Consider the following 23,686-nt stretch of genomic DNA (forward strand, 5'->3'; position numbering starts at 1 on the left):
TCCGGCTAATGGATCGCCATATGCTCCTGCAGGCTTTGCGGAGCGATCTTCGTGAAATCCTTCTCGATGATATTGGTGTAGCTCATCTGGTTGCCCGGGTAGTTCCTCATCTTCCAGCCGGCCATGTCGGCATTGCCGCCGTACAGCGGATCGCTGTAGGCGCCCTCGATCGTATTCGCGCGCAGCATATTGAAGAAGCCGCTGGCCGAGATTGTGGTCAGCTTCACCTCGTCGGCCTGGAACGCGGCCAGCACCTGGTCCTGCTGCGCGGGCTCGAGCGAGGCGAAGCCCTTCTGGTATTTCGTCTGGCTGTAATTGTCCATCTCCTGCAGCCCGATGAGATACATGTCCCGCCGCAGCAGCCTGCCCTGATAGCCTTGGACCTTTTCGCCCGCATAGAAAGGCGGGGACATGTAGTCGCGGGAGTTGAAGCCGTAATCGCCGGCGAGCTGATGATCGATGAAGAAGGCGGAGCCCAAGGAAGCGGCTCCGGGCCCGTGGTCGTCCTCGGGATAGATCCGCTCCATAGCGGCTTGCACGATCGCGAACTGGGACTGGGTGAAGAACATGAGCGCGCGGTTGAAGTTTCCGGGTACCTTGGTGGCGGCGGTGGCGGCGGTTCCTACCCCCTCCTTGCCCGTGTTCGCCTCTGCATGCTTGCGGGGAATGAGCGCGCCTACGGCTCCCCCGACGACAAGTCCTCCAAGCGCATACCCGGAACGAATGAGAAACCGCCTTCTTGACGGCTCCTGTACGGGATCCTTCCGGTCCGCGCCGGGGCCCTGCTTGTCTGTGTCCATGCGGATAGATTCCTCCCTGATTGCAAGATGGTAATGTCCGTATTATTTTCCAAGAAGAAAGCATTATACATTTGAAATCAAAAGGATACCCTATTTGCGCTTGTCAATATGCGGATGGAGGTTGCACTTGATGAAAAAAGCGATACGGTTTGCGGCCGCCAGCGTGCTAGTCGGCAGCATGGCGGCGCTGGGCGCATGCGCGGGCCCGGCCAAGGAAAATGGAAAGCAGATGCATGGAGCCGGTCATTCGGCCGTGCGAGGCCTGGAGAAAGCGGGCAATAACACGGTTAGAGGAATCGAAAACGTAGGCCGCGACGTGAGCCATTCGGCTCGCAGCGGCACGCGCGCGCTGGAGCGCACGGGTGAGCGGATTACCGGCTACGGCATGGGCATGGACGGCCACCATCCATACGGAGCTTCTGGGTATGGAATGGCGGACGGCACGACGGAAATTCCGAGCATCGACCGGAACAAAAAAACGACGACTTACGAGCATGCCGGAACGACGCATGGACTCGGAACGTCGACCTACAGCCTCATCGGCAGCTCCGGCCTGCACAGCGGCGGCTTCTCGTCGCATCTGCAATCCCGGCTCAAAGCCGACGGCATCGAAGGCGTGAAGGTATTCGTGTTTGACGACCACGTCATTCTCGCTTCCTCGAAGCGCGGCATGACGTCCGCAAGCTACGATCCGATGCAGAAGAAGCTGCTGAGCGGAACGGCGGGCTTCAGCGGCCACGGAGCCGAGAACACGAAATCCGCGGGCACTTACGGCGCCAAAAGCGTCGATTCCAGCAACCTGGAAGAGGCGAAGGCCAAGCTCAAGGAATATCTCGGCGATCAAGTCGACGTGGACAGCATCGAAAGCTCCCAAGCCATCAAGCTGATCGACAAGCTCCGGAGCCTGCTCGAGCAGAACGGCGCTGCCGGAGGCATGGCGGGAGGCACGGCGGGAGGCGCTGCGGGAGGCACGGCGGGAGGCACGGCGGGAGGCACGGCGGGAGGCACGGCGGGAGGCACGGCGGGAGGCACGGCGGGAGGCGCAGCCGGGACGGAAATGGCTCCCGAGGGGACGGTCAAGGGTACATCGGCAAGCGACAAAGCCGGGCCCATCGCTGTTTCCAACAAAGATGCGGCCAAGGCCGGCGATCTGCTCGGCGAGCTGCTGAAGCTGGTCGGAAAGCAGCAGCGTTAAGTTTCCGCAAAAAGGAAAAAGGCAGCCCGGACCTTGCTCCGGAGCTGCCTTTTCCTTGTTTCCTCATCCTTCAGTTCCCTCCGGCTTCCTCTTCCCGGGCTCGATCTGCGTACGCAGCCATCGCGTCGCGCATGAAGACAGCGAGACCGTCGCCGAACTTGTCGATGTTGGCTGTGAACCGCGCATCGTCGACGTACATCCGGCCGAGTCCCCGGAACATCTCCGGCGTGTACGTGCCGAACGTCTGAAGCACGCGGTACCACTCCCCGACCGCCTCCTGCGCCGGAGCGGAATCCGGCTGCAGATGCCGAACATCCGCCAGCCGGCGATAAACGTCGTTGAAGGCTTCCTGGTCCTGCTTCGTCATGCCCTTCGCTGCCGCCTCCGCCTCGTCAACCTTCCGGTCGCCCCAGCGTTCGCGCGCTTCCTTCTCGTAGGGATTGGACGAGAAATCGAATCCTTCAAACCTTTCCGTGCTGCTCATCTTCATCTCTCCTTCGGCATGCCGCAGCGTCTTGTCGACGGTGCGGATCATGGCATCTAGCCTCCTCCGCTTCTCCAGCAGCATATCCCGGTGCAGCCGCAGCGCTTCGGCTTCCGAGAAGCCCGGATCCTGGAGAATGGACTTGATCTGCTTCAAAGGGAATCCGAGCTCGCGAAAAAACAGGATCTGCTGGAGCATGGCGAGATCGCGGTCGGAATACAGCCGGTAGCCGGACTCCGTCGCTTCCTCCGGATGAAGCAGGCCGATCTCGTCGTAATGATGCAGCGTGCGCACGCTGATGCCGGCCAGCTCCGCTGCTTCCTTCACCTTGAGCATATTCGCGTCTCTCCCTTCTGCCTCAGAATAAGGCCTCACGCTGCGTGAGAGTCAACAGCATCTTCCTATGTTATAGTAAGAAAAAGAAAACGCGGGGACAAGCCAGCCCGCTTGGCGCCAGACAATGCGGGACAAGCCGCTCTGGGCTGGCGTCGGCAGGGCCGCATGCTCGCCTCAAGAGTTCCCGGAAAGGCTGTGCGACATGATGATGGCGTTAGGCGGAAGGATTCGAAGGATAACGCTGCTCGGCTCCCTGTCCCTGCTGCTGCTGACCGCTGCTTGCAGCAGCGGAGGAGCGGACAAGGCCGCGCAATCCGGGGGAGAAGGCCATGCCGGGCATGGAGACGGCGAGGTCCACACGGTCAGCGGCGATCTGCAGGAGACGACGGCATCGGCAGAGACGCTGCCGAAGTTCCTGGACGGACAGCCGGAGCAGGTGCGGCTCGTCTATCAGGCTGCCGGCCAGGCGACGGAGCTGCTGGCGGGTATGCCGTGTTATTGCGGCTGCATGGAAAGCTCCGCCGGACATAAGAGCAACATGAACTGCTTCGTCCATGAAATCAAGGAGGACGGCTCCGTCGTCTGGGACGATCACGGCACCCGCTGCGGCGTCTGCCTGCAGATCGCGGCCCAGTCCATCAGCATGCTGGCCGAAGGAAATACGCCCCAGCAGATCCGCGAGGCCATCGAGGAGCAGTACAAGGCTTCCTGAGCCAAGCAACCGAGCTCATGCAAGGCAGCGCAAAGAGGCTGTCGGGGGAATTACCCGACAGCCTCTTTTTCCATTCGCGGCATTGACGATCGCCCGCGTGAACCTTTCAGCCTATGAAGATTGATGCCAGACCTTATTTCAACGTCTTGGCCTTCAGATTGATATGCGCGCAGTCGGTTCCGTTGATGTTGTTGAAGATGAAGTCGAGCTGGTAATCCCCGCGCACGTAGCTGATCTTCTTCTGCTGCGTCTTGCCCGTCTTGAAAATGACGGATGCGTCGGGCGCTCCCCACTGCTGCACGAGCAGCTTGACCGTAATGCCGCCGATATTCGTCTGGCGCTCCACGTTCGTGCCGAAGTAGCGCATCTCGCGGATTTTGCCCAGCTTGTAGTTGAAGGCGTAGCCGGGTTGTCCCATGTCCGCCGTATACACGTCGAACCCGTCCGAGTCCTTCATCGGCATCATCGGCGCTCCGATCGTCTTGACGACGGTCTGGCGGGTAGTCTTTCCGACCGTGAAGGAGTTGAAATCAGGGAATTGGCCCTTGAGAGCCGGCTTATAAAAGCTGTTCAGCTTGGCTGCGGCCTGGTCATGCGCCGATACGGCAGCGGTCGAAGCGGCTGCATGAGCGGAAGAGTAAGGCAGCGCGGATCCGGATGTTGCCAGGACCCCGGCGGCGAGAACAGCGAAGGCGGTTTTTTTCGTCCATTGCAAGTTCATGTTGAAGACCTCCTGTAGATTGGGGTATGGAATCCTTACCCATTTTAGAGGTAAACTATTTACCTCGTAATGGATTCATATCTACCCGACGTCCCTGACAGGCGATTTGTTGCGCAGATTCTCCCGACAGGCGGACAGGAAATTAATCCCTCCGTTCTTTGAGCCTCCTCCCTTTGCCTAGTCCCTCAATCCGGATTTCCAGACCAAAAAAGCCCGGAAGGCTGCCGAGCAGCCTTCCGGGCTTTCCTTTTGCCATCCCTTTGATTCCGGCCGTCGCCACTCTTTTTCCGCCTCTCAGATCCGCTCGAACAGCAGGGATTCCACCCGCAGGGAGGCTCCCCGAGCCTTGACGACGATCCGATGCGCGCCTTCCTCCAGCGCCGGCAGCTCGGCCTCCTGTACTACCGCGTCCCAGCCTACTGCCGGAGACAGCTCCGCAAGCGGACGCCCGTCCAGCTCGACCGCCGCGGCTCCAGCCGGATCGAGAGCGATCGCGTGGAGCTTCAGCCGATACCTCGCAGCTTCAACCGGGTGCGCCTCGCCCGCCCTATCCGTCTCCGCAGCCCCGGACCCGCCGCGGACGGTAAAGTCATATGCCGCCCATTCGCCATCCTTCAGCTCAAGGCAAAGCCCTCCCTCGGTATCCCAGCGATGCCAGCCCGGCTCCGTCGGAGGCAGCTTGGGCCTGCCGTCGAGATAGCGGATCTCCATTCCGTCTTCCTTGCGGTAGCCGCTCTCCCATTCCTTGGCGCCCGTGCTTCCGAAGCTGCTGCCAGCTCCCTCATAACCGTAATGGATGGCCGGGATGCGGACCGGCAGCCTGCGGAACAATGCGTTGACGACTTCCGGATGATAGTCGCATGCCTCCAGCGGGAGGCCATCCAGGTAAGCGCCTAGAATGGCGCGGGCCTCGGACGCATCCGGCTTCTCTCCTCCGTCCAGATAGGCGCCGAGCTTCTCCCAGCCGACCGGCTTGGCCACCGAGCATGGGGAATTGATCGTGTCCATCTTCTTCCACGTCCAGAAATTCCAGCTGATGCCATGGTCCTCGAACAGCCGGAACGCTCCTGCATACCAGTCCAGGTCGTTCTCGCCGCCCTCTCCCATGAAGATCGGCACGTTCCACTCATCGCGGAATTCGAGGTACTTCCGGATGCTTTCCGTATCCGGGTTGTTCCAGTATTTATGGAATTGATAGAGCACGTTCCCGTCCAGCTTCTCGGTGAAGATCGACCAGTCGGTCGACCAATGGACGCCCTCCAGGATGATCATATGGCGCTCGTCGACCTCGCGGATAGCGGCGATCATGTCCCGATACAGCGGCTCGGCTTCTCCGTTGTATTGTCCGTGATACTCCGGCAGCGGCTCGTTCAAGAGATCGTAGCCCGCCACGATCCACTCGTCGCGGTAGCGCTCGGCCAGCATGCGCCACATGTCGATGGCTGCCTGCCGATGCTCCGGAGAGATATAGAGCTCGGGCAGATCCTTCTCGGAATCGTCGATATTGGCTCCCGTCTGGCCGCCCGGCGCTCCGTGCATGTCCAGAATGACGTACAGCTTCCATTTGCGGCACCAGCCGATGACGTCATCAAGCAGCTTCAGCGCTTCATCATTGTAGCCTTGGGCATTCCGTTCCCCTTCCAGCAGCATCCTCGCATTGAAGGGAACCCGCACGGAGTTGAATCCTTCCATCGCCATCTGCCGGATGTCTGACTCGGCCGTATAGCGTTCATGGTACGTCCGCCAGAAGGCTCGAGACTCCTCTTCCCCGATCAGATCCGACACCATGCGCTCGATGCGCCGCGGCCGGTCGCCGCCCTCGGGCAGCTTCCACATATATCCCTCCGGCAGCAGCCAGCTTCCAAGCCCTGTACCGCGCAGGATCAGATCCTCGCCTCTGCCGTTGACCAGCCGCTTTCCTTCCGCTCTTACCCAGCCTTCCACTTCCTGCTGACGGCTCTCCATTTCCGGTTCCTCCCTGGCATAAAGTAATCGGTTACATATGAAATCAATCGGATCCGTCTTTGTCCCGGCATCTTCAGGAGCGACGGCGAAATGGGTTCAACCGCCGCTGCCAGGTCAGATCCGCACTCAGACTCGTGCTTTTCAGGCGCATGCTTCCCAAGCTTCAGCCGCCGCAAGGTCAGGAGCGTCCCGCACCATGCGTCAGCTGGCGGCTGCGGTACTCCAGCGGGGTGATGCCCTCCACTTCCTTGAACACTCGCGTGAAATGCTTCACGTTGTCGAAGCCCGACATCGTGCTGATCTCGTACACCTTCCGGTCCGAGGTGCCCAGCAGCTCCTTGGCCTTGGCCAGCCGGAGCCTGCGGAGGTACACCGAGAAGCTCTCCCCCGTGTACTCCTTGAATGCCTGGCTGAAATAGGTGTAGTTGAGCGAAATATGATTGGACACCACGGCCATGTTCACGTCGCTGGCGAAATGCTCATGCAAATATTCGACCGCCTTCTGCATATCCTTGCGCTCGCCATGGGCGCCCCGGACGCCGGCGACATATTCGTCGAGGCGCTCCAGCAGCTGTTCCACCAGACGGTAGTAGTCGTCGAAGCGGTCGAAGTTCTCGATATGGCCAGCGCGGCGGTACAGCCTCAGAATCTCGATGGACTCCTCGCCGTAGTGGCGGAAGACGCGGTCGAACACCTCTTCGTTCAGGACGCGGCTGATCGCCTCCAAATAACCGATCTCGCAGCGGCTCACCGTCCGGATATCCAGAATCTGCTGCAGCAGCCGCTTCATCTCCTGCAGCTTGCCCGTTCCGAGAATGTTGGACAGTCTTCGGACAGCCTCGACAGGAACCGGACAGCCGGAGCTTCGGTCGCCAAGCCCGACATACGACAGCAGCTCCGACTCTGGATACAGCAGGAAGTATTTCAATACCTGCCTGGCCTGGCTGTAGGAGCGGCGCAGCTGGGCGATTCCCGAAGCGCGGGAGCTGAGCGCCATTCGGGCCGGAAGCAGCACGTTGCCGGACAGCTGCTCCGACAGCCGCCGCAGCAGTCCCTCGTCGGCCGCCGCAAGGACGAACAGCCCTTCCCGGTCCCGGCAGGCCGTCCAACGATCTCCTTCTCCTCCGAGCGTTTTCCCCGCCCTCACGATCAGGGACAGAGCATCAGCCCCGGCTGATTCCGGCATCTTCACCAAAGCCACGGAGAAGCCCGCCTCCAGCCAGCCGAGTCCGGCGCCAAGCAGCCTGCCGCGAATCTCATCGATGTCGATCCGCTCCTGGGACAGCACGTAGGCAAGCTGGCCGCCAGCATCCTCCTCCTGGCCCGGTGGAGGAGAAAAAGCTGCCGCCGCTTCCCGCTCCCTGCGGCGCTCGGCTTCCTCCTCCAGCCTCCCGAGAGCGGCGAACAGCTCCTCCCGAACGATCGGCTTCAGCAGGTATTCCTTCGCTTGATAGCGTATGGCTGCCCGGGCGTAAGGGAAATCGTCATGTCCGCTCAAAATGATGACTGCCGGAATCGAGGGAAGCTCCTGCATTTTCTCCAGCAGGGCGATGCCGTCCATGACGGGCATGCGGATATCGGTAATCATGATATCGATACTTTCCCTGCCGAGAAGCTCCAGAGCCTCGCGGCCGTTCTCGGCGAAGAAATACGTGAAGTTGCCCGCGGACTGGCGCTCGATCATGGCCTGCAGGCCGAGCCGGATATTTTTCTCGTCGTCGACGATGAGCAGACTTAGCATCAGATGTTCTCCCCCGTGTTAGAATCAGTTGCGGCAGCGTCATGACCACCTTCGTAAAGCTGCCCTCGATGCTCTCGATCCGGATGCCGTACTCCCGGCCATAGCTCATGACGAGCCTATGGTCCACATTCCGCAGCCCGATGCCGCTTCCTTCACGGCTGCCCGTCTGCACGCGGCTCCTCAGCTCCTGGTAATCAGCTTCATCCATTCGCAGCATGCCTGTAAGCATGCGCAGCTTCTCCTCCGGAATGCCCGCTCCCGAATCGGTCACTTCGATGACGCACTCGTTCATCCGGATCGACGCGGAGACGATAACGGTCAGCCTTCCGCTGCCGGAGTCGCTGTTCATTCCATGCTTGACGGCATTCTCCACGATTGGCTGGAGCGACATCTTGAGCACTTCCTGGTCCATGCATTCCGGCGGAATATCCAGCTTGAGCTCGAGCCGGCCGTCATAGCGGACGTTCATGATCGCCATGTAATTCTGGATATGCTGGATCTCGTCCCGCAGCCGCACATGCCCCCTCGTCCATTGGAGGCTGTACCGCATCATGCCGCCGAGCGATGTCAAGGAATCGGATATCGTGTACTGGCCTTCGATTTCCGCCAGCATCTTGAGGTTCTCCAGCGTGTTGTAGAGGAAATGCGAATCGATCTGGTTTTTGAGCGATCGCAGCTCCGCCTCCTTGGAGGCCGCCTGCCGGTTGACCTGGTCGACGATCAGCTCGTTGATCTTCTTCAGCAGCTGCCGGTAATGATGGCCGAGCTCGCCGACCTCGTCGCTGCCCGTCACGGGCACGTCCACGTGGAAGTCGCCGCTGCGCACCTTTTTCATGGAATCCCTCAGGACGCGCAGGCGCTTCAGAATGATCGACTGCATGAAATAGGACAGCAGGCTGAGGACGGCGACGAGCACCACGATCATGATGACGAGGTTGCCGCGCGTTCTCTGGATGTCGGCCAGCGTGTCCGTCCGGTTGACGAGATTGACGAGATGGACGTCCAGCATCGGGATGTACGTGTGCAGCGCCAGATAGGATTGGCCTCCCTCCGAGAAGGCCGAGATGACGTTGGCTTCCGAATCCGTCAGCTTCACATGCTTCAGCAGGCTCTCCGGCGTGCTGCTCCCATAGATCGGCGCTCCCCTGTCGGTGTACAAGACGCCGTTGCGCCCCACCACCAGCAGCCGCGAGGTCGGATCCTGGACGCTGCCGAACGTCTTGTTGAAGAAGTTCTCCAGCTCCATGCTGACTTCCAGGATGCCGTTGTGGGTCGTGTCGTCGGGGTATTTGAATTCCCGGAGAAGGGACACGTACGGAATTTCCACAAAGGGACCGGCAGTCGAATTGGTGAGGACGGAACGGTCCTTTTGCAGCTCCCACCAGACCATGCCCTTCTGCTGCTTGACCGTGTCGTACCAATACTTGGTTTTGATCCGGCTTTCATTGAGGATGACCGGCCAGAACTCATGCACGTACGGATTGTTGTTGAACAGCCGGATGTTGGCGATGCGCGGGTTGTTGAACAGGAAATTCTGGAACATGCTGAACGTCTTGGTCTTGAACTCCAGCAGCCAGGCGGTATCCATATCCTCCTGCGTCTGGAGATAGTCGACCATCTCCCGGTTGGACAAGGCCATCTGGCCCGTCCATTCCATCAGCTCCATATTGTTGCGGATATTCGTCTTCTCGATGTCAAGGATGCTCTCGTTCTTCTTGGTCAGCTCCCGAATCGAGTAGTCGGACACCCCGCGGAGCGTATACCAGGCGAACAGCACCACCGGCACGATAATGATGAGCACGAATGAAGCGATCAGCTTCACCTGCAGGGGCAGACTGCCCGCGTACTCCCGAACTTTTGCCGTCAACTGCCTTCCCGCTCTCGCCATGCTGCCTTCACATCCTGCCTCATGATGGTACAAGCCCGGTCATCCGCCTCGGAAGGAAGCGGACGGCCAGGCTTGATGGTCAACCTTTATCGGCCAGAGCCGGATGAATCATTTGCCGAAGGATTCAAGCTTTTTCAGGTTGGACTCGAATGCGGATTGACGGAAAGCATCGATCGCTTCCTGTTCGTTGCGGTCTTTCAGGTACTTGTTGAAGATCTCGTCGAACTCGGCATCGGACTTCGCCAGCAGCATCTTAGGCAGAGCCTTGCCCCATGCGCGGGCGTTCTTGCTTCCGGCGACGCCTTCCTTGCTCGTAGCTGCCGGGTCGAGGTTGTCGTATTCGGCCATGCTGATCGACTTGCCCTTCGTCCAGTCTTCCATCTGCTTGGAAGGCTCGACGCTAGGAGGCGCCCACTGCAGGTTCATGTTCGTGTCCATGAGCATCCAGTACGTGTACGAAGCGCCGTATTTCTGGTCGAACGCCGTGCGGTCCTTGTTGAGCAGGTCCAGCACTTCCGGCTTGAACTGGTCTTTGCCGTCGATTGTATCATAGGTTACGCCTTTCTCACCAAGATACATATCTTTATTGCCTTCTTCGCTCATCAGGTAGCTGAGGAAAGCGATGGCGCGTTTCTTGTCCTTGACGTTTTTGGAGATCAGCGTGACCGTCCAGCCGGAGATGCCAGGACCGGACAGCGTCGGCTGCTCGCCGGCTGCGTTCTTCGGTCCGTCCACGGCGATGTAGACCATGTTCGGATCCTTCTGGAACAGCTGCGTGTTCTGCGCCGCGAAGTCGGAGCGCTGGTACAGCATCGCGAAGTAGCGGCCTTGGGCGATCTTTTCTTCCATTTGCGGACGCTTGTCGATGAAGATGTCCTTCGCCAGCAGGCCGTCCTGGTTCGCCTGGCGGAATACTTTCAGCCATTTGAGGTATTCCGGATCCTGGCGGCGGTCATACAGCTTGCCGTCCTTCACCTGAGGAATGGCCAGGAAGTTCTGGAGGTAGCCTTCAAGCGAGTAGTTGCCCGTCTCCGTGAATTCATGCAGGCCGAGCGGAATGAGCGGCTGGCCGTTCACATCCGGGAATTTCTCCTTGGCCATTTTAAGCGCATTCAAGAATCCTTCCGGCGTGCTCATATCCGGCTTGCCGAGCGCCTCGTACATATCCTTGCGGACGGCGAAGGTCTGGTTGGACGTGAAGTTCTCTCCATATTTCTCGTAGTCGGCCGGGGACGACGATGCGTTCGGGTAGCCGTATATATTGCCGTCATCCTTCGTATACCAGCCCACCTTGGCCGGGTCCGCAACCTTGAAGAAGTATGGATCGTATTCCTTCGCCAGCTCGTTGAGCGGCAGCACCAGCTTGCCCTCGATCATCTTGCGGACGCCTTCCTCGTACCAGCCGAGCGTGATGAAGTCAGGCAGCGAGCCGGAAGCCATCAGCGTGTTCAGCTTCTCGTTCTCGTTGCCGGCCGGCACGATGAAGTTCAGCTTGACGCCGGTTTTCTTGGTGATGTACTCGGCTGTGGCGTCGCCGCCCCATTTCTTGTTGAACCAGCTGAAGTTCATGTACCAGTCGAACGTGATCGGCGAGGTGTCCTGCTTCCAGGCCGGCTCGTCGCTAGCTGCCGGAGCCGGGGATGTCGATGCTTCCGTGTTGGCTGCCGGTGCCGACGGTGCCGGCGATGCGGATCCGTCAGCTCCCTTGTTGTTGCTGCCGGCATTATTGCTGCCGCCGGAGCAGGCAGCGACGGAGAAGGTCATGGCCAGCGCCAGAAGCGTTGTTGCCACCTTACGCGTAGTTCCCATTGAAAGTTGCCCCTTTTCTATGGTTGATGAGTGCGATCTATATTATCAATCCCGCTCGGCGCGGAACGGATAATCCCGTTGACGTCAGCCCTTGAGGGAACCGACCATGAAGCCTTTGACGAAGTACTTCTGCAGGAACGGATACACGCATACGATCGGCGCGGTCGTGACGACCATCGTCGCCAGCTTCAGCGACTGGCTGGTCACGGTCTGCGTGACCCCGCTCGGCATGGCCCCCAGCATCTGGTTCGAGCTGGACTGGGCGACGACCCGGTACAGGAACGTCTGGATCGGCTGCAGGTCCATATTGTTCATGTAGATCATCCCCGTGAAGTAATCGTTCCACTGGTACACCCCGTGGAACAGGGCGATGGTGACGACGACCGGCATCGAGACCGGAATGACCACCTTCAGGAAGATCGTGAAGTCGTTGGCTCCGTCGATCCTCGCCGCCTCCTCCAGCCCGGCCGGAATTTCCCGGAAGAAGCTGAGGAAGATGATGAGGTCGAAAAAGCTGAACGCCGCCGGAATGATGTAGACAAGGAAGTTGTCCAGCATGTGGAGGTCGCGGATCAGCAGGTAGTATGGAATCAGGCCGCCTCCGAAGAACATCGTGATCGTGCCGATGATCATGTACACATTGCGGCCGATGAGTTCCCTTCGGCTTACGGCATAGGCGACCATTGCCGTGAACAGGACGTGGATGGGAACCCCGAGAAGCGTCTTGGCCACCGTGATGCCCATGGCGGTCATGATGCCCTGGCTGCGGAAGACGGCTCCGAAGCTGTCCAGGCTGAACTGCCGCGGCCACCAGTAGATGCCGCCGCGCATCCCGTCCGCTCCATCATTGAAGGCGTTGACCAGGACATACCAGATCGGATACAGCGTCAGGAAGCAGATGACGAGCATCAGGAAACCGTTGACGATGCCGAAGGCCGTTTCGCCGGGGCTTTGCCTTTTTAGGGTAAACATGGTAGTCACGGACCTCCTCTTAGAACAGCGAGTTGTTGTTGAGCTTCTTGGTGACGAAGTTCGCCCCGACGAGCAGAATGAGGGCGATGACGGACTTGATCAAGTTGACCGCCGTCGAGTAGGAGAAGCGGTTGTCGATCAGGCCGGTCTGGTACACGTAATAATCGATTACCGTACTCGCATCGGCGTTGAGCTGGTTGCGCAGCACGAGAATCTGGTCGAAGTTGGAGTTCAGGACGTTGCCGACCGCCAGGATGAACAGGATCGTGATCGTGCCCATGATGGAGGGCAGCGTGATGTTGCGCATTTTCTGGAACCGCCCCGCTCCGTCGATCGTCGCCGCCTCGTACAGCTCGGGAGACACGCTGCTGATGGCTGCGAGATAGATGATCGCCGACCAGCCGAGCTCCTTCCATATATCCGAGACGATGATGATGGACCAGAAATACTTCGGCTCGGCCAGATAAGTTATAGGTGAATCGATTACATTCAATGACAGCAATATCTTGTTGATGACGCCGACATCGGACAGCCAGGTGGCGAGGATGCCGCCGAGGATGACCCAGCTCAGAAAGTGCGGCAGGTAGGTGATCGTCTGGGTCCATTTCTTGAACAGGACGGACCTGACTTCATTGAGCAATAGGGCAAAAACGATCGGAAGCGGGAATCCTACGATCAGCTTGATCAAGCTGATGCCGAGCGTATTCTTGATGACGGTCAGCAGCATGTCGTCGTTCAGGAATTCCCTGAAATTGTCGAGACCGACCCAAGGCGCCATGGACATCGGGAAAATGATGTCGTATTCCTTGAAGGCAATGATGATTCCGTACATCGGAATGTAGTTGAACACGATCATCCAAGCGACGCCGAGCAGCGCCATGATCTGCAAATACCTTTGGCTGTACAGCCTTCTAAGCCATTTCTGCCCTCTACCCATGCCTGCGGCGGACCTTACGGTCGGGGCCTTCACCTGAGCTTCTGACTTCATTGCCTTGCACCTCCGTTGACTGTCCTCATTGTAAGCGCTTGAATTGAACATGAACAGGTGCCAGATTCTAGGTAAGGTTACTATTTTTCAGGTGGAATCCAGCCGAGAATCGGTTTCCAACCCATCCTTCACCCATTCGTCTGGCGCGATCCCTCTTTCCTCCCTTAATAAAAAAGACATGATTCTGCAACATCTTGCCCATTGTGCATGTTTGCCCGATGGGCAATACTATTTATATACGGTTTCCTCTTGGCGAGCCAGGACCGTCTCAGGAAAGCGAGGTGTGCGCATAAACGCATAGCCATGGACAAACCTACCCTACGGGACTTGAAGAAAGAAGCGACCGCCCACGCTCTGGCAGAATCGGCTTTCGAGCTGGCTCTGGAGCATGGACTGGACGGCTTTGTGGTCGATGATATCGCGCGCCGCGCCGGCTACTCCAGAAGAACGTTTGCGAATTATTTTGCCTGCAAGGAAGAAGCGGTCGTCATGGCGGCCTTCGCCTTCAAAGAGAAGCAAGAACCTATGGATATGCTGAAGACGCTGCCCGAAGGCTCTCATCCGCTCGACGTTCTTTTCCGGCTGATGAAGATGCGGCTTACGGCCGAGCTGATCCGGAAATTGCGTGCTCTCGTATCGCTGTCCAAGCGCTCGCCTACCCTGGAGCCCTATATCCTCAGCCTGCTTCGCCGATTGCAGCTGGAGGCGCAAACGACCTTGAACGGCATCTCTCGCGGAAGATATCCCGACGTCTACTCCCATCTCCTTGCCGGAGCTCTGTACGGAGCCGTTCTCCCTCTGATCGACGGGAGCATTGACGTCCTTCTGCCGGACGAGCCGGAGACCGGCGCGTCTGATGCGGTATCGTTCGAGCATTATTTGGACACGGCCTTCGGTTACTTGCGGGGCGGCTTCTAGTCTCCTTCATTCATCTCGTTCATCCACTTTGTTCACCTTGTTCATCCAGTCCGCGTCCTTCATCTCGTTCAACCAAAAGGAGAGATCTGCTACATATGTCCACTTTTCTTTATCAGGCGGGGAAGTCCGCCTACGACAAGCCATGGCGATTCATCCTGAGCTGGATCGCGATTCTCGGCGTCGTCCTCGCTCTGCTTGGAATCAACGGCATCCACGTCACCTCCGAGATGAAAATCGAAGGCACGGAATCGCAGAAGGTGCTGGATCAGCTGCAAAAGGAGCTGCCGGAGGCATCCGGCGGACAAGCCAGCGTCGTGTTCACCGCCCCCAAAGGCGAACGCCTCGATACACCGGAGCGGTCCGGCCAGATCCAAAAAGCAATCAACGACGTGTATCAGCTCGACTATGTCATCAATCCCGCCGAGCTGGCTGCGCAAGCAGCGGCCGCTGCTTCGGCGCAAGGCCAGGCAGGAGACTCTCCTGCGGCTGATGCCACGGGTGCGGCTGGTGCGGCGGACGCAGCTGGCGGCGGGCAGAGCCAGGCAGGAGACGCCGCCGCCGATACAGGCAGCGGGCAGACTCAGAGCGCCGCGCCCGCCTATGGTCCTATGATGATCGACGGCGCGCCGCTGCCCGGCGTCATGCTGTCCGCCGACGGCAGCGTGGCGATGTTCCAGTTCCAGTTCACCGTGCAGCAGACCTCGCTGCCCAAGTCGGTGACGGACAGCGTGATCGCAGCCATCGATACCGTCGAGCAGAACGGCTCCGGCATCACCGCCCTTCCCAGCGACTCTCTGACGGGCAAGCCTGCCATCGGCTCCACGGAAGCCATCGGCGTAGCGGTTGCCGCCGTCGTCCTGCTGATGACCCTCGGCTCGGTCGTCGCCGCCGGACTGCCGCTGCTGTCCGCCCTGCTCGGAGTAGGGATCAGCGTCGGCGCTGCGTTCGCCTTCTCCAAATTCATCCCGATGACCGATATTACGCCGGTGCTGGCGCTCATGGTCGGCCTGGCCGTCGGCATCGACTACTCGCTGTTCATCGTCAATCGCCAGCGGCGGATGATGCTCGATCAGGGCCTCAGCGCTCGCGAAGCGGCCAGCCGATCCGTCGGCACCGCCGGCAGCGCGGTCTTCTTCGCCGGCTTGACCGTCATCATCGCCTTGTGCGGCATGCTCGTCATCGGCATCGCCTTCCTGTCCGCGATGGCGCTGGTCGCCGCTGCGGCCGTCTTCGTCAACGTCCTGCTCTCCCTGACGCTGCTGCCTGCGCTGCTTGGCCTGATCGGCGAAAAGATCGTCTCGCCCAAGGCGCGTGCAAAAAATGCCGCTTCGTCCAAAAAGCGCCACGGCTTCGCGCATCGCTGGGCTAAAGGAGTCGTCAAGGCCCGTTGGCTCGTCGTGATTGGAGTCGTGGCCGTGCTCGGCGTTGCCGCGATTCCGGTCGCCAAGATGGAGATGGGCATTCCCTCCGGAGCGACCGCCAATCTGGACACCCCCGTCAGGCAGAGCTACGACGCCATCTCCGACGGCTTCGGGGAAGGCTACAACGGCCCGCTCCTTCTGGTCGCGGAGCCTGATTCCGATTCGGGACGCATCACGCCCGAGGGCTTGAACAAGCTGGTCCAAGGGCTTCAAGGCCAGGAGGGCGCCGCTCTCGTCTCTCCGATGGGCATCAACAAGACCGGCGACATCGGCATCATCAGCGTCATCCCGACCACGGGACCGACCGACGCGGCAACCCGGACTCTCGTCCAGGAGCTCCGCGCTCCCGACTCCGCCGTCGCGAAGGAGAACCATGTCACGATCGGCGTCACCGGCTTCACGGCCATCAACATCGACATGTCCTCCAAGCTGGCCGATGTATTCCCAACCTACATCCTCATTATCGTGATTCTGTCGGTGATCATTCTCCTGCTCGTGTTCCGTTCGATCATCGTTCCGATCAAAGCTACGGTCGGCTTCCTGCTCAGCGTGCTGGCCACGTTCGGCATCACCACCGCCGTCTACCAATGGGGCTGGCTACATTCCATCTTCGGCTTCGACACCGGCGGCCCGCTGCTCAGCTTCATGCCGATCATGGTGACCGGCATCCTGTACGGCCTCGCGATGGACTACCAGGTGTTCCTCGTCAGCTCCATGCGGGAATCGTATGTCCACGGACATAAAGGAACGGACAGCGTCATGCACGGCTACGAGCAGTCAAGCCGCGTCGTCGTGGCGGCCGCCGTCATCATGGTGTCCGTATTCGCCGGATTCATCTTCGCGCCGGATATCATGATCAAGCAGATCGGCTTTGCGCTCGCGGCAGGCATCCTGATCGACGCCTTCATCATCCGCATGACGCTCGTGCCCGCCGTCATGGCCATCTTCGGAGACGCGGCCTGGAAGCTTCCGAAGTGGCTCGACCGCATGCTGCCGAACCTCGACGTCGAGGGCGACAAGCTGATCGCCCGGCTGAACGCCAAGGAACAGGCTGCACACCATGCAGCCGTTCAAGGTCATGATCGCATTTGAGGTCGTAAAAAAGACAAAGGCACCTTCTGTAAAAGGACAAAGGCCAACACTCCGGTGTTGGCCTTTGAACCTTTAGGGGGTGCATTTTTAAAGGGCTTAAAAGATCAGGGCATGAAACAAAAAACCGATCGACGAGAATCGGTCTCAGGGCGCAAAAAAGCCTCCCGGCTGGGAGGCTTAAAGGGCAGAGCCGGTTCGCGCCGGCTGCCGGATCAGGCAGGATGATTACTTGCGGCTGCCGTGCAGGTATTTTTCGGTCAGCACCGAGAGCAGCTCGATGCCGACTTCGTTGTGGCCGCCTTCGGGAATGATGATGTCGGCGTACTTCTTGGACGGCTCGATGAACGCTTCATGCATCGGCTTGACCGTATTGAGATACTGATCGTGGATGGAGTGGATCGTCCGGCCCCGCTCCTCGATGTCGCGCAGCACGCGGCGCAGAATGCGGACGTCCGGATCGGTGTCCACGAACACCTTGATATCCAGCAGCTCGCGCAGATTCTCGTCGGAGAGCACATGCAGCCCCTCGATGATGACGATATTGCTCGGCTTCAGCTCGACGGACTTGTCCGTGCGGCGTGCGTGGACCGTGAAGTCGTAGACGGGAGCCTGGGCGCTCAGCCCCTGCTTCAGCGTTTTGAGATTCTCGATGAGCAGCTCGTTGTCGAACGCGAAGGGATGATCGTAATTGATCTTCTCCCTCTCGCTCATGCTGAGCTCCGAGTGATCCTTATAGTAGTTGTCCTGCGAGATGAATGTCACTTTGCCCGGTCCCATCCGGTCGATGACGGAGCGGGCGACGGTCGTTTTGCCCGAGCCTGTGCCGCCGGCGATTCCTATGATAAGCATAAAGCCTTGTTACCCCCCAAATTACATGCAATTCCGTTAGTTTAGCACAGCGGGAGGATTTTTTCATCCGTTGGAAATCATGTTTTGGAGCCTGGGAGCGGTAAGTTCTGGGATTGGACAAATCCGGTGCGATCCGCTTTTCCAACTTTTGATCACACAAGGATAAAGGAGGGGAAAACCTTCCTATTTAAACCCTATTTCTCATCTGGATATTCAATCCGTGCTCCCGCACGGGAAGCGGTCGCACACCTTAAAACTCCTTGTCCCGAGTAGGCTTTCAAACCAAAAAATGTAAACCTCATAAACAAGGATACCATGTCAAATATGACTAAGCCGCTGCCCATTATTTTACTCTAAACCAGCAAGCTGAATTCTCATCCCTCCCCGCCCCCATACTTGCTCCGCAGCCGCCGCACCGCATCCATCAGCTCCCGTCCCGCGAGCTTCTCCGCCTGTCCGTACAGCGGCTCCCACAGAGCCATCCACTCCCGTCGCTCCGGCTCCTGCAGATCGACGATGTTCATCCAGCGGCCGCTCCGCATTTCCGCGAGCTCCTTGCGGCTCATCTCACGCGCGCTCTTGTTGGCCCAGCCGGTCGTCTCCCGCATCGCCTCCTGAATGATGGCCTGCACATCCGGCGGCAGGCTTTCCCAGAAGGAGCGGTTCATCAGCACGGCGTACCCGAGATAGGCGTGGTTGCTGACCGTCATGTATTTCTGCACCTGGTAGAACTTCTTGCTGTAAATATTCGTGATCGTGTTCTCCCCGCCGTCGACGCTGCCGCTCTCGTAAGCCTTGTACACGCTGTTGAACGGAATGTCCGCCGTCGAGGCGCCCAAAGCCCGGAACTGGGCATCAACGATCGGGCCCGGCAGGATGCGGAACTTCATGCCGCTGAAATCCTCGGGATGCGCAAGGGGCTTATCGCTCGCCGTCATCTGCTTGAACCCGTTGCCCCAGAAGGCAAGGCCGATCATGCCCCTGCTCTCCAGCCGCTTGAACAGCAGCGAGCCGACCTCGCCGCTGAATGCCTCCTCCACCGCTTCTTCCGTGCGGAAGGCGAAGGGCAAGTCCATGACGCTCCACTCCGGCATCCGGGTCGACAGATTGGAAAAGGCAGGCGCGATCATCTGCACATCCCCGCGAGCCAGAGCGGCCTGCTCGTCCGGCTCCGTGAACAGCGTTCCGTTCGGGAACAACTGCACCTGCACCTTGCCGCCGGACTTCTCCTCCACCAGATCCGCGAACCGCTGCGCGGCCAGTCCCTTGGGCGTATTCTCCGCCACGACGTAGCTGAACTTGATGACATGCCTGCCGCTGAAGCCCGTCTGCTCGTCGTCCACCGGCAGCGGGCCGGGCAGCTTGTACCCTCCAAGCCAGAACATGGACAGCACGGCAGCCGCCGCCAGCAGCAGACCGCCGCCCCACAGCCTGAACCTTCTGCTCATTCCTCCCCGCCTCCCGTCCTCATTTCGTCCTCATCTCGTCCTCATCTCAGCCTTGTCCTCAGCCCTAATCCACATCTTCATGAACCTCATCTTATCCTACCTGACGGCTGTTGGAGAAGCCCGCCCTCGGTATCGCCGCAGGTTTGCAGGCCTCTTGCTCTGGTGTATGATGAGGGGAAATTGCTTATAGACCCTATTCCATCCCGCAAGGAGACAGGCCCGACCATGCTCAAGCAGCTCAAAATCAACTGGAAAATCGCCCTGCTCTCCTTCGGCGTCGTGCTGTTCGCGCTCATAGCCGGCGGCGGCGTAGCGGTCGGCAGCATCCTCCATCTGCAGGAGGAGGAGCTCGGCAGACGGCTGCTCGTCACAGCCAGGACGGCGGCTCGGCTGCCCGAGATCGCCGCCGGGCTGGAGGAGGAAGCCCGGCAGCCCCAGCTGCGGGAGGCCGCCGAACGGATCGGCATCATCCATGACGCCACCTATGTGGTGGTCATGGACATGCAGCATAAGCGGCTGTCGCATCCGGTACCGGACCGTGTCGGCACCTATTCCCGGGGAACAGACGAAGGGCCGGCATTCGCCGAGCACAGCTATGTCTCCAAGGCGAAGGGCGAGCTCGGAACCGCGCTGCGCGCTTTTGTCCCGGTCATGGACAACTCGCATATGCAGATCGGCACCGTGCTCGCAGGACGCGTCCTCCCCTCTCCCGGAGAGGTCATTCTGCCCTTCGCCGGGCAGATCTCCGCCATTCTGCTGCTGTCGCTGCTGGTCGGCCTCGCCGGCTCATGGGCGCTGGCTAGGCAGATCAAGAAGGATATGTTCGACATGGAGCCGCTGGAGATCGCCCGGCTGCTGGTGGAGCGGGATGCGACCTTCCATGCGATGCACGAGGGCGTCATCGCCATCCACAACGACGAGCGGATCGCCGTCTTCAACGAGCGGGCGCGCCAGATCTTCCATATCGACGGCGAAGTGGTCGGACGTCCTATCCGCGAGGTTCTCCCCGATACCCGGCTGCCGGAGATTCTGGAGCTTGATGCTCCGGTCTACCAGCAGGAAATCTTCATCGGCGGCAAGCATATTGTCAGCAACCGCGTACCGATCCGTGTGCAGGGACATACCGTCGGCGCCGTAGCCATCTTCCAGGACCGGACCGAGGTGGCCCGGATGGCGGAGGAGCTGACTGGGGTAAAGGCGTTCGTGGACACGGTGAGGGTCCAGAACCACGAGTATATGAACCGGCTGCATACGATCGGAGGGCTGATCCAGCTCGGGCAGGGCGAGCAGGCGCTCGACTATCTGTTCCGCATGTCGGGCGAGCGCGAAGAGCTGAACCGGTTCCTCGGCACCCGGTTTTTCCATGACAGCCTGACCGGATTGCTGCTCGGCAAAATCAGCCGCGGCCAGGAGCTCGGCATCGACGTGCAGATCGATCCCCACAGCCGGCTGCAGCGTTTCCCGGAGCATCTCGACCATCATGATTTCGTCGTCCTGCTTGGCAATCTGATCGAGAATGCCTTCGATTCGCTGGCGGAGGCTCCTGAGCCCAGGCGCGTGCTCGTCAGCCTGGAGCAGGACGACGAGCAGCTGTCTCTGCTCGTAGAGGACAACGGCTGCGGCATGGATGAGCATGTCCGCCGCCGCATGTTCGAGCGCGGCTTCAGCACCAAGCCGGGAGACGGCCGGGGCATCGGCATGCATCTGATCGCAGGCATCGCGGAGAAGGGCGGCGGAACGATCCAGGTCGAATCCGCGCCCGGAGCAGGCACGTCCATCACGCTGTTCTTCCCCATGGCGGAGGAGAGGCAGCTGGAAACAGGAAGGAGCGAACATGAAGATGGTTGAAGTCATCCTAATCGAAGACGATCCCATGGTCCGCGAGGTCAACCGGCAGTTCGTGGAATCGGTGGAAGGCTTCCGCGTCGTCGGCACCGCTTCCGGCGGACTGGAAGGCATGGAGCTGATCCGCCGAATGAATCCGGACATGGTCATCCTCGACATTTACATGCCCGGACTGGACGGCATCCAGACGCTTCGGCAGCTGCGCAGCGAAGGCCATGCGGCCGGAGTCATCGTCATCAGCGCCGCCAACGACCGGGACACGATCCGCTCCATGGTGCAGGGCGGAGCGGACGACTACATCATGAAGCCGTTCAAGGCGGAGCGCGTGCGGGAAGCTCTCCTGCGCTGGCTCCAGCGCCGCGAGCAGCTTGGCTCCGGCGGGGAGCTGGATCAGGGCGAGCTGGATCGGTATCTGCACGGCTCAGGCTCGGACCTTGCGGCTTCAGCCCCTCCTTCCAGTACTGGGGACAGCCTTCCCAAGGGGCTCCAGGCAGCGACGCTGGCGCAGATTATCCGCTATCTCGGGCTTCAGCCGGAAGCCGTATCGGCCGAGAGCGTCGCTGAAAACGTTGGCATTGCCCGTGTCACGGCCAGACGGTATTTGGAGCATCTGGCCAAGAGCGGCCAGGTCACCCTCCAGCTTCAATACGGCGTCGGCAGGCCGGTCAACCTTTATTCTCTGAACACAATTCGCTGAACAAAATCTGATATTCATGCGACCCGCAGCCAACCCTGGCTGCGGGTTTTTTATCGTGATGCCATAGCGGCACAGCAGCAAAGTTCCGCTCTCCGCCTTCTCTCTTCCCCTCCTCCACGCCCCATCCCCTTCATGACCATAAAGACCAAAACAACCATTATGACCGTATGCTAGCGCTTTCAAATGAAAGCGGTATCATGAAAACAGAAGTGTGGCGCGAACACTAGAACGAGCTTGCGAGCACATAACGGCCAGTATCCCTGTCACAGAAAGAACCCATGAACCGAACCTTCAGATGCAAAGGATGTGCAGTCCCATGTCCATACCTACAGGCGCTTCAACACCGATCATTCTCCGGCTGGAGCTCAGCCGGGCCACCGCTTCGTTCGCCCAGATCGCCACGGTCATCGGGGATACCGGCGGCGATATCGTCGCGATCGACGTCACGCGCTCCGATTCCGCCTCCACGGTGCGCGACCTGACCGTCAACGTGTACGACCAGAGCCATGCCGACCGGATCGCGTCCGCTGTCGGCCAGCTTCCCGGCGTCCGCGTGCTGCAGGTGTCCGACCAGACGTTCCTGCTTCATATCGGAGGCAAGATCGAGACGACGCCCAAGACGCCGATCAAAAACCGCGACGATCTGTCCCGCGTCTACACGCCCGGAGTCGCTAGAGTATGCATGGCCATCCATGAGAAGCCGTCCCGCGCCCATACGCTGACGATCAAGCGCAACACGATCGCGGTCGTCTCCGACGGCTCCGCCGTGCTCGGCCTCGGCAACATCGGGCCGGAAGCCGCAATGCCGGTCATGGAAGGCAAGGCCGTCCTGTTCAAGCAGTTCGCCGGGGTGGATGCGTTCCCGATCTGCCTGAAAACCCAGGATACCGAAGAAATCATCGCGATCGTCAAGGCTCTCTCCCCGACCTTCGGCGGCATCAATCTGGAGGACATCTCCGCCCCCCGCTGCTTCGAGATCGAGCGGCGCCTGGCCGAGGAGCTCGATATCCCCGTCTTCCATGACGACCAGCACGGCACGGCCGTCGTGCTGCTGGCCGGCTTGCTGAATGCCGTCAAGCTCATCGGCAAGACGCTGCAGTCATGCAAGGTCGTCGTTTGCGGCATCGGCGCCGCCGGCACAGCCTGCTCCAAAATGCTTATGGCCGCCGGCGTCGCCAACATCGTCGGCGTGGACCGCGAAGGCGCCCTTGTCCCCGGTAAGAGCTACGCCAACGAATACTGGCAATGGTATGCCGACAACACGAACCCTGGCCGTCTCGAAGGCAGCCTCTCCGATGTCATTGAAGGCGCGGACATCTTCATCGGCGTCTCCGGGCCCGGCGTGCTGAAGACGGACGACTTGAAAAAAATGGCCGCCGACCCGATCGTCTTCGCGATGGCGAACCCGACTCCTGAGATTCTGCCGGAGGAGGCCGAGCCTTACGTCCGCGTCATGGCGACGGGCCGCTCCGACTATCCGAACCAGATCAACAACGTGCTCTGCTTCCCGGGCATCTTCCGCGGCATCCTCGACTGCCGCGCCTCCCGCGTGACGGAGGAGATGAAGCTGGCCGCCGCCAAGGCGATCGCTTCTGTCGTGACGGACGAGGAGCTGAACGAGCAGTACATCATTCCGAGCGTATTCAACCATCAGGTCGTGGAGAAGGTGCGCGAGGCGGTCATCGAAGCCGCATACGCCTCCGGCGTCGCCCGCAAGGAGACCCCCTCCAAGCCGAAAGCTTCGGCTCCAACGCCTATTTGAAGGGAACCGTCCGTATCCAAGCCTGACAACCGACCAGACAAGA

Annotated in this window: 17 protein-coding genes and 1 pseudogene; 7 read left to right on the forward strand and 11 right to left on the reverse strand. The window is 59.9% G+C overall.

What is annotated here, in order from left to right:
• Positions 1-5: 5 nt before the first annotated feature.
• Positions 6-800 (reverse strand): gluconate 2-dehydrogenase subunit 3 family protein, encoded by a 795-nt coding sequence (locus tag AC06G8_RS19760; RefSeq protein ID WP_480283654.1) that lies wholly within the window; start codon positions 798-800, stop codon positions 6-8.
• 130 nt (positions 801-930) lie between these two features.
• Here AC06G8_RS19760 and AC06G8_RS19765 point away from each other — a divergent pair, with 130 nt between their 5' ends.
• Positions 931-1,995 carry a hypothetical protein gene (locus tag AC06G8_RS19765; RefSeq protein WP_480283655.1) on the forward strand — a complete coding sequence of 355 codons (1,065 nt, stop codon included), beginning with the start codon at positions 931-933 and terminating at the stop codon, positions 1,993-1,995.
• Positions 1,996-2,065: 70 nt separating this feature from the next.
• Here the strand turns inward: AC06G8_RS19765 and AC06G8_RS19770 are convergent, their stop codons facing one another.
• A complete protein-coding gene (locus tag AC06G8_RS19770) occupies positions 2,066-2,815 on the reverse strand; it encodes a MerR family transcriptional regulator (protein WP_480283656.1) in 750 nt (249 codons plus the stop codon).
• Between the two features lie 205 nt (positions 2,816-3,020).
• Between AC06G8_RS19770 and AC06G8_RS19775 the strand changes: the two genes are divergently transcribed.
• Positions 3,021-3,527, forward strand: a complete 507-nt coding sequence (locus tag AC06G8_RS19775) for a PCYCGC motif-containing (lipo)protein (protein ID WP_480285470.1) — start codon at positions 3,021-3,023, stop codon at positions 3,525-3,527.
• Between the two features lie 133 nt (positions 3,528-3,660).
• Here the strand turns inward: AC06G8_RS19775 and AC06G8_RS19780 are convergent, their stop codons facing one another.
• The 7 genes and pseudogenes from AC06G8_RS19780 to AC06G8_RS19810 form a co-directional block, all read right to left on the reverse strand.
• Entirely contained in the window at positions 3,661-4,248 is a 588-nt protein-coding gene (locus AC06G8_RS19780; protein ID WP_447662780.1) for a YjgB family protein, read from the reverse strand.
• Between the two features lie 294 nt (positions 4,249-4,542).
• Positions 4,543-6,213, reverse strand: a complete 1,671-nt coding sequence (locus AC06G8_RS19785; RefSeq protein ID WP_480283657.1) for a cellulase family glycosylhydrolase — start codon at positions 6,211-6,213, stop codon at positions 4,543-4,545.
• 178 nt (positions 6,214-6,391) lie between these two features.
• Positions 6,392-7,954 (reverse strand): response regulator, encoded by a 1,563-nt coding sequence (locus AC06G8_RS19790; RefSeq protein WP_480283658.1) that lies wholly within the window; start codon positions 7,952-7,954, stop codon positions 6,392-6,394.
• Between the two features lie 40 nt (positions 7,955-7,994).
• Positions 7,995-9,842 (reverse strand): annotated as a pseudogene (locus AC06G8_RS19795) (sensor histidine kinase); the annotation flags it as partial.
• A 108-nt stretch (positions 9,843-9,950) separates the two neighbouring features.
• Entirely contained in the window at positions 9,951-11,651 is a 1,701-nt protein-coding gene (locus AC06G8_RS19800) for a type 2 periplasmic-binding domain-containing protein (RefSeq protein ID WP_480283659.1), read from the reverse strand.
• An 84-nt stretch (positions 11,652-11,735) separates the two neighbouring features.
• Positions 11,736-12,623 (reverse strand): carbohydrate ABC transporter permease, encoded by an 888-nt coding sequence (locus AC06G8_RS19805; protein ID WP_447662785.1) that lies wholly within the window; start codon positions 12,621-12,623, stop codon positions 11,736-11,738.
• Positions 12,624-12,642: 19 nt separating this feature from the next.
• Positions 12,643-13,560, reverse strand: coding sequence for an ABC transporter permease (locus AC06G8_RS19810; RefSeq protein WP_447663092.1), 918 nt, complete (start codon positions 13,558-13,560; stop codon positions 12,643-12,645).
• Positions 13,561-13,914: 354 nt separating this feature from the next.
• Here AC06G8_RS19810 and AC06G8_RS19815 point away from each other — a divergent pair, with 354 nt between their 5' ends.
• Both AC06G8_RS19815 and AC06G8_RS19820 read left to right on the forward strand, forming a co-directional pair.
• Positions 13,915-14,529 carry a TetR/AcrR family transcriptional regulator gene (locus tag AC06G8_RS19815; RefSeq protein ID WP_447662786.1) on the forward strand — a complete coding sequence of 205 codons (615 nt, stop codon included), beginning with the start codon at positions 13,915-13,917 and terminating at the stop codon, positions 14,527-14,529.
• A gap of 95 nt (positions 14,530-14,624) precedes the next feature.
• Positions 14,625-17,042, forward strand: coding sequence for an MMPL family transporter (locus tag AC06G8_RS19820; protein WP_480283660.1), 2,418 nt, complete (start codon positions 14,625-14,627; stop codon positions 17,040-17,042).
• A 225-nt stretch (positions 17,043-17,267) separates the two neighbouring features.
• On the opposite strand, the gene udk is transcribed toward AC06G8_RS19820, so the two are convergent.
• Positions 17,268-17,891, reverse strand: a complete 624-nt coding sequence (gene udk / locus AC06G8_RS19825) for a uridine kinase (RefSeq protein ID WP_447662788.1) — start codon at positions 17,889-17,891, stop codon at positions 17,268-17,270.
• Between the two features lie 374 nt (positions 17,892-18,265).
• The gene (locus AC06G8_RS19830) at positions 18,266-19,339 is read right to left on the reverse strand and encodes a DctP family TRAP transporter solute-binding subunit (protein ID WP_480283661.1); all 1,074 of its coding nucleotides are present in this window, start codon (positions 19,337-19,339) and stop codon (positions 18,266-18,268) included.
• A gap of 225 nt (positions 19,340-19,564) precedes the next feature.
• Between AC06G8_RS19830 and AC06G8_RS19835 the strand changes: the two genes are divergently transcribed.
• From AC06G8_RS19835 to AC06G8_RS19845, 3 genes are all read left to right on the forward strand, one after another.
• A complete protein-coding gene (locus AC06G8_RS19835) occupies positions 19,565-21,187 on the forward strand; it encodes an ATP-binding protein (RefSeq protein WP_447662790.1) in 1,623 nt (540 codons plus the stop codon).
• Positions 21,180-21,881, forward strand: coding sequence for a response regulator (locus AC06G8_RS19840; protein ID WP_480285471.1), 702 nt, complete (start codon positions 21,180-21,182; stop codon positions 21,879-21,881). Before AC06G8_RS19835 ends, AC06G8_RS19840 begins: the two co-directional genes overlap by 8 nt.
• 316 nt (positions 21,882-22,197) lie before the next feature.
• Entirely contained in the window at positions 22,198-23,643 is a 1,446-nt protein-coding gene (locus AC06G8_RS19845; RefSeq protein ID WP_480283662.1) for an NAD-dependent malic enzyme, read from the forward strand.
• The last annotated feature ends 43 nt before the right edge of the window (positions 23,644-23,686 follow it).

The sequence above is a fragment of the Paenibacillus sp. SJS-P3 genome, from assembly GCF_056711585.1.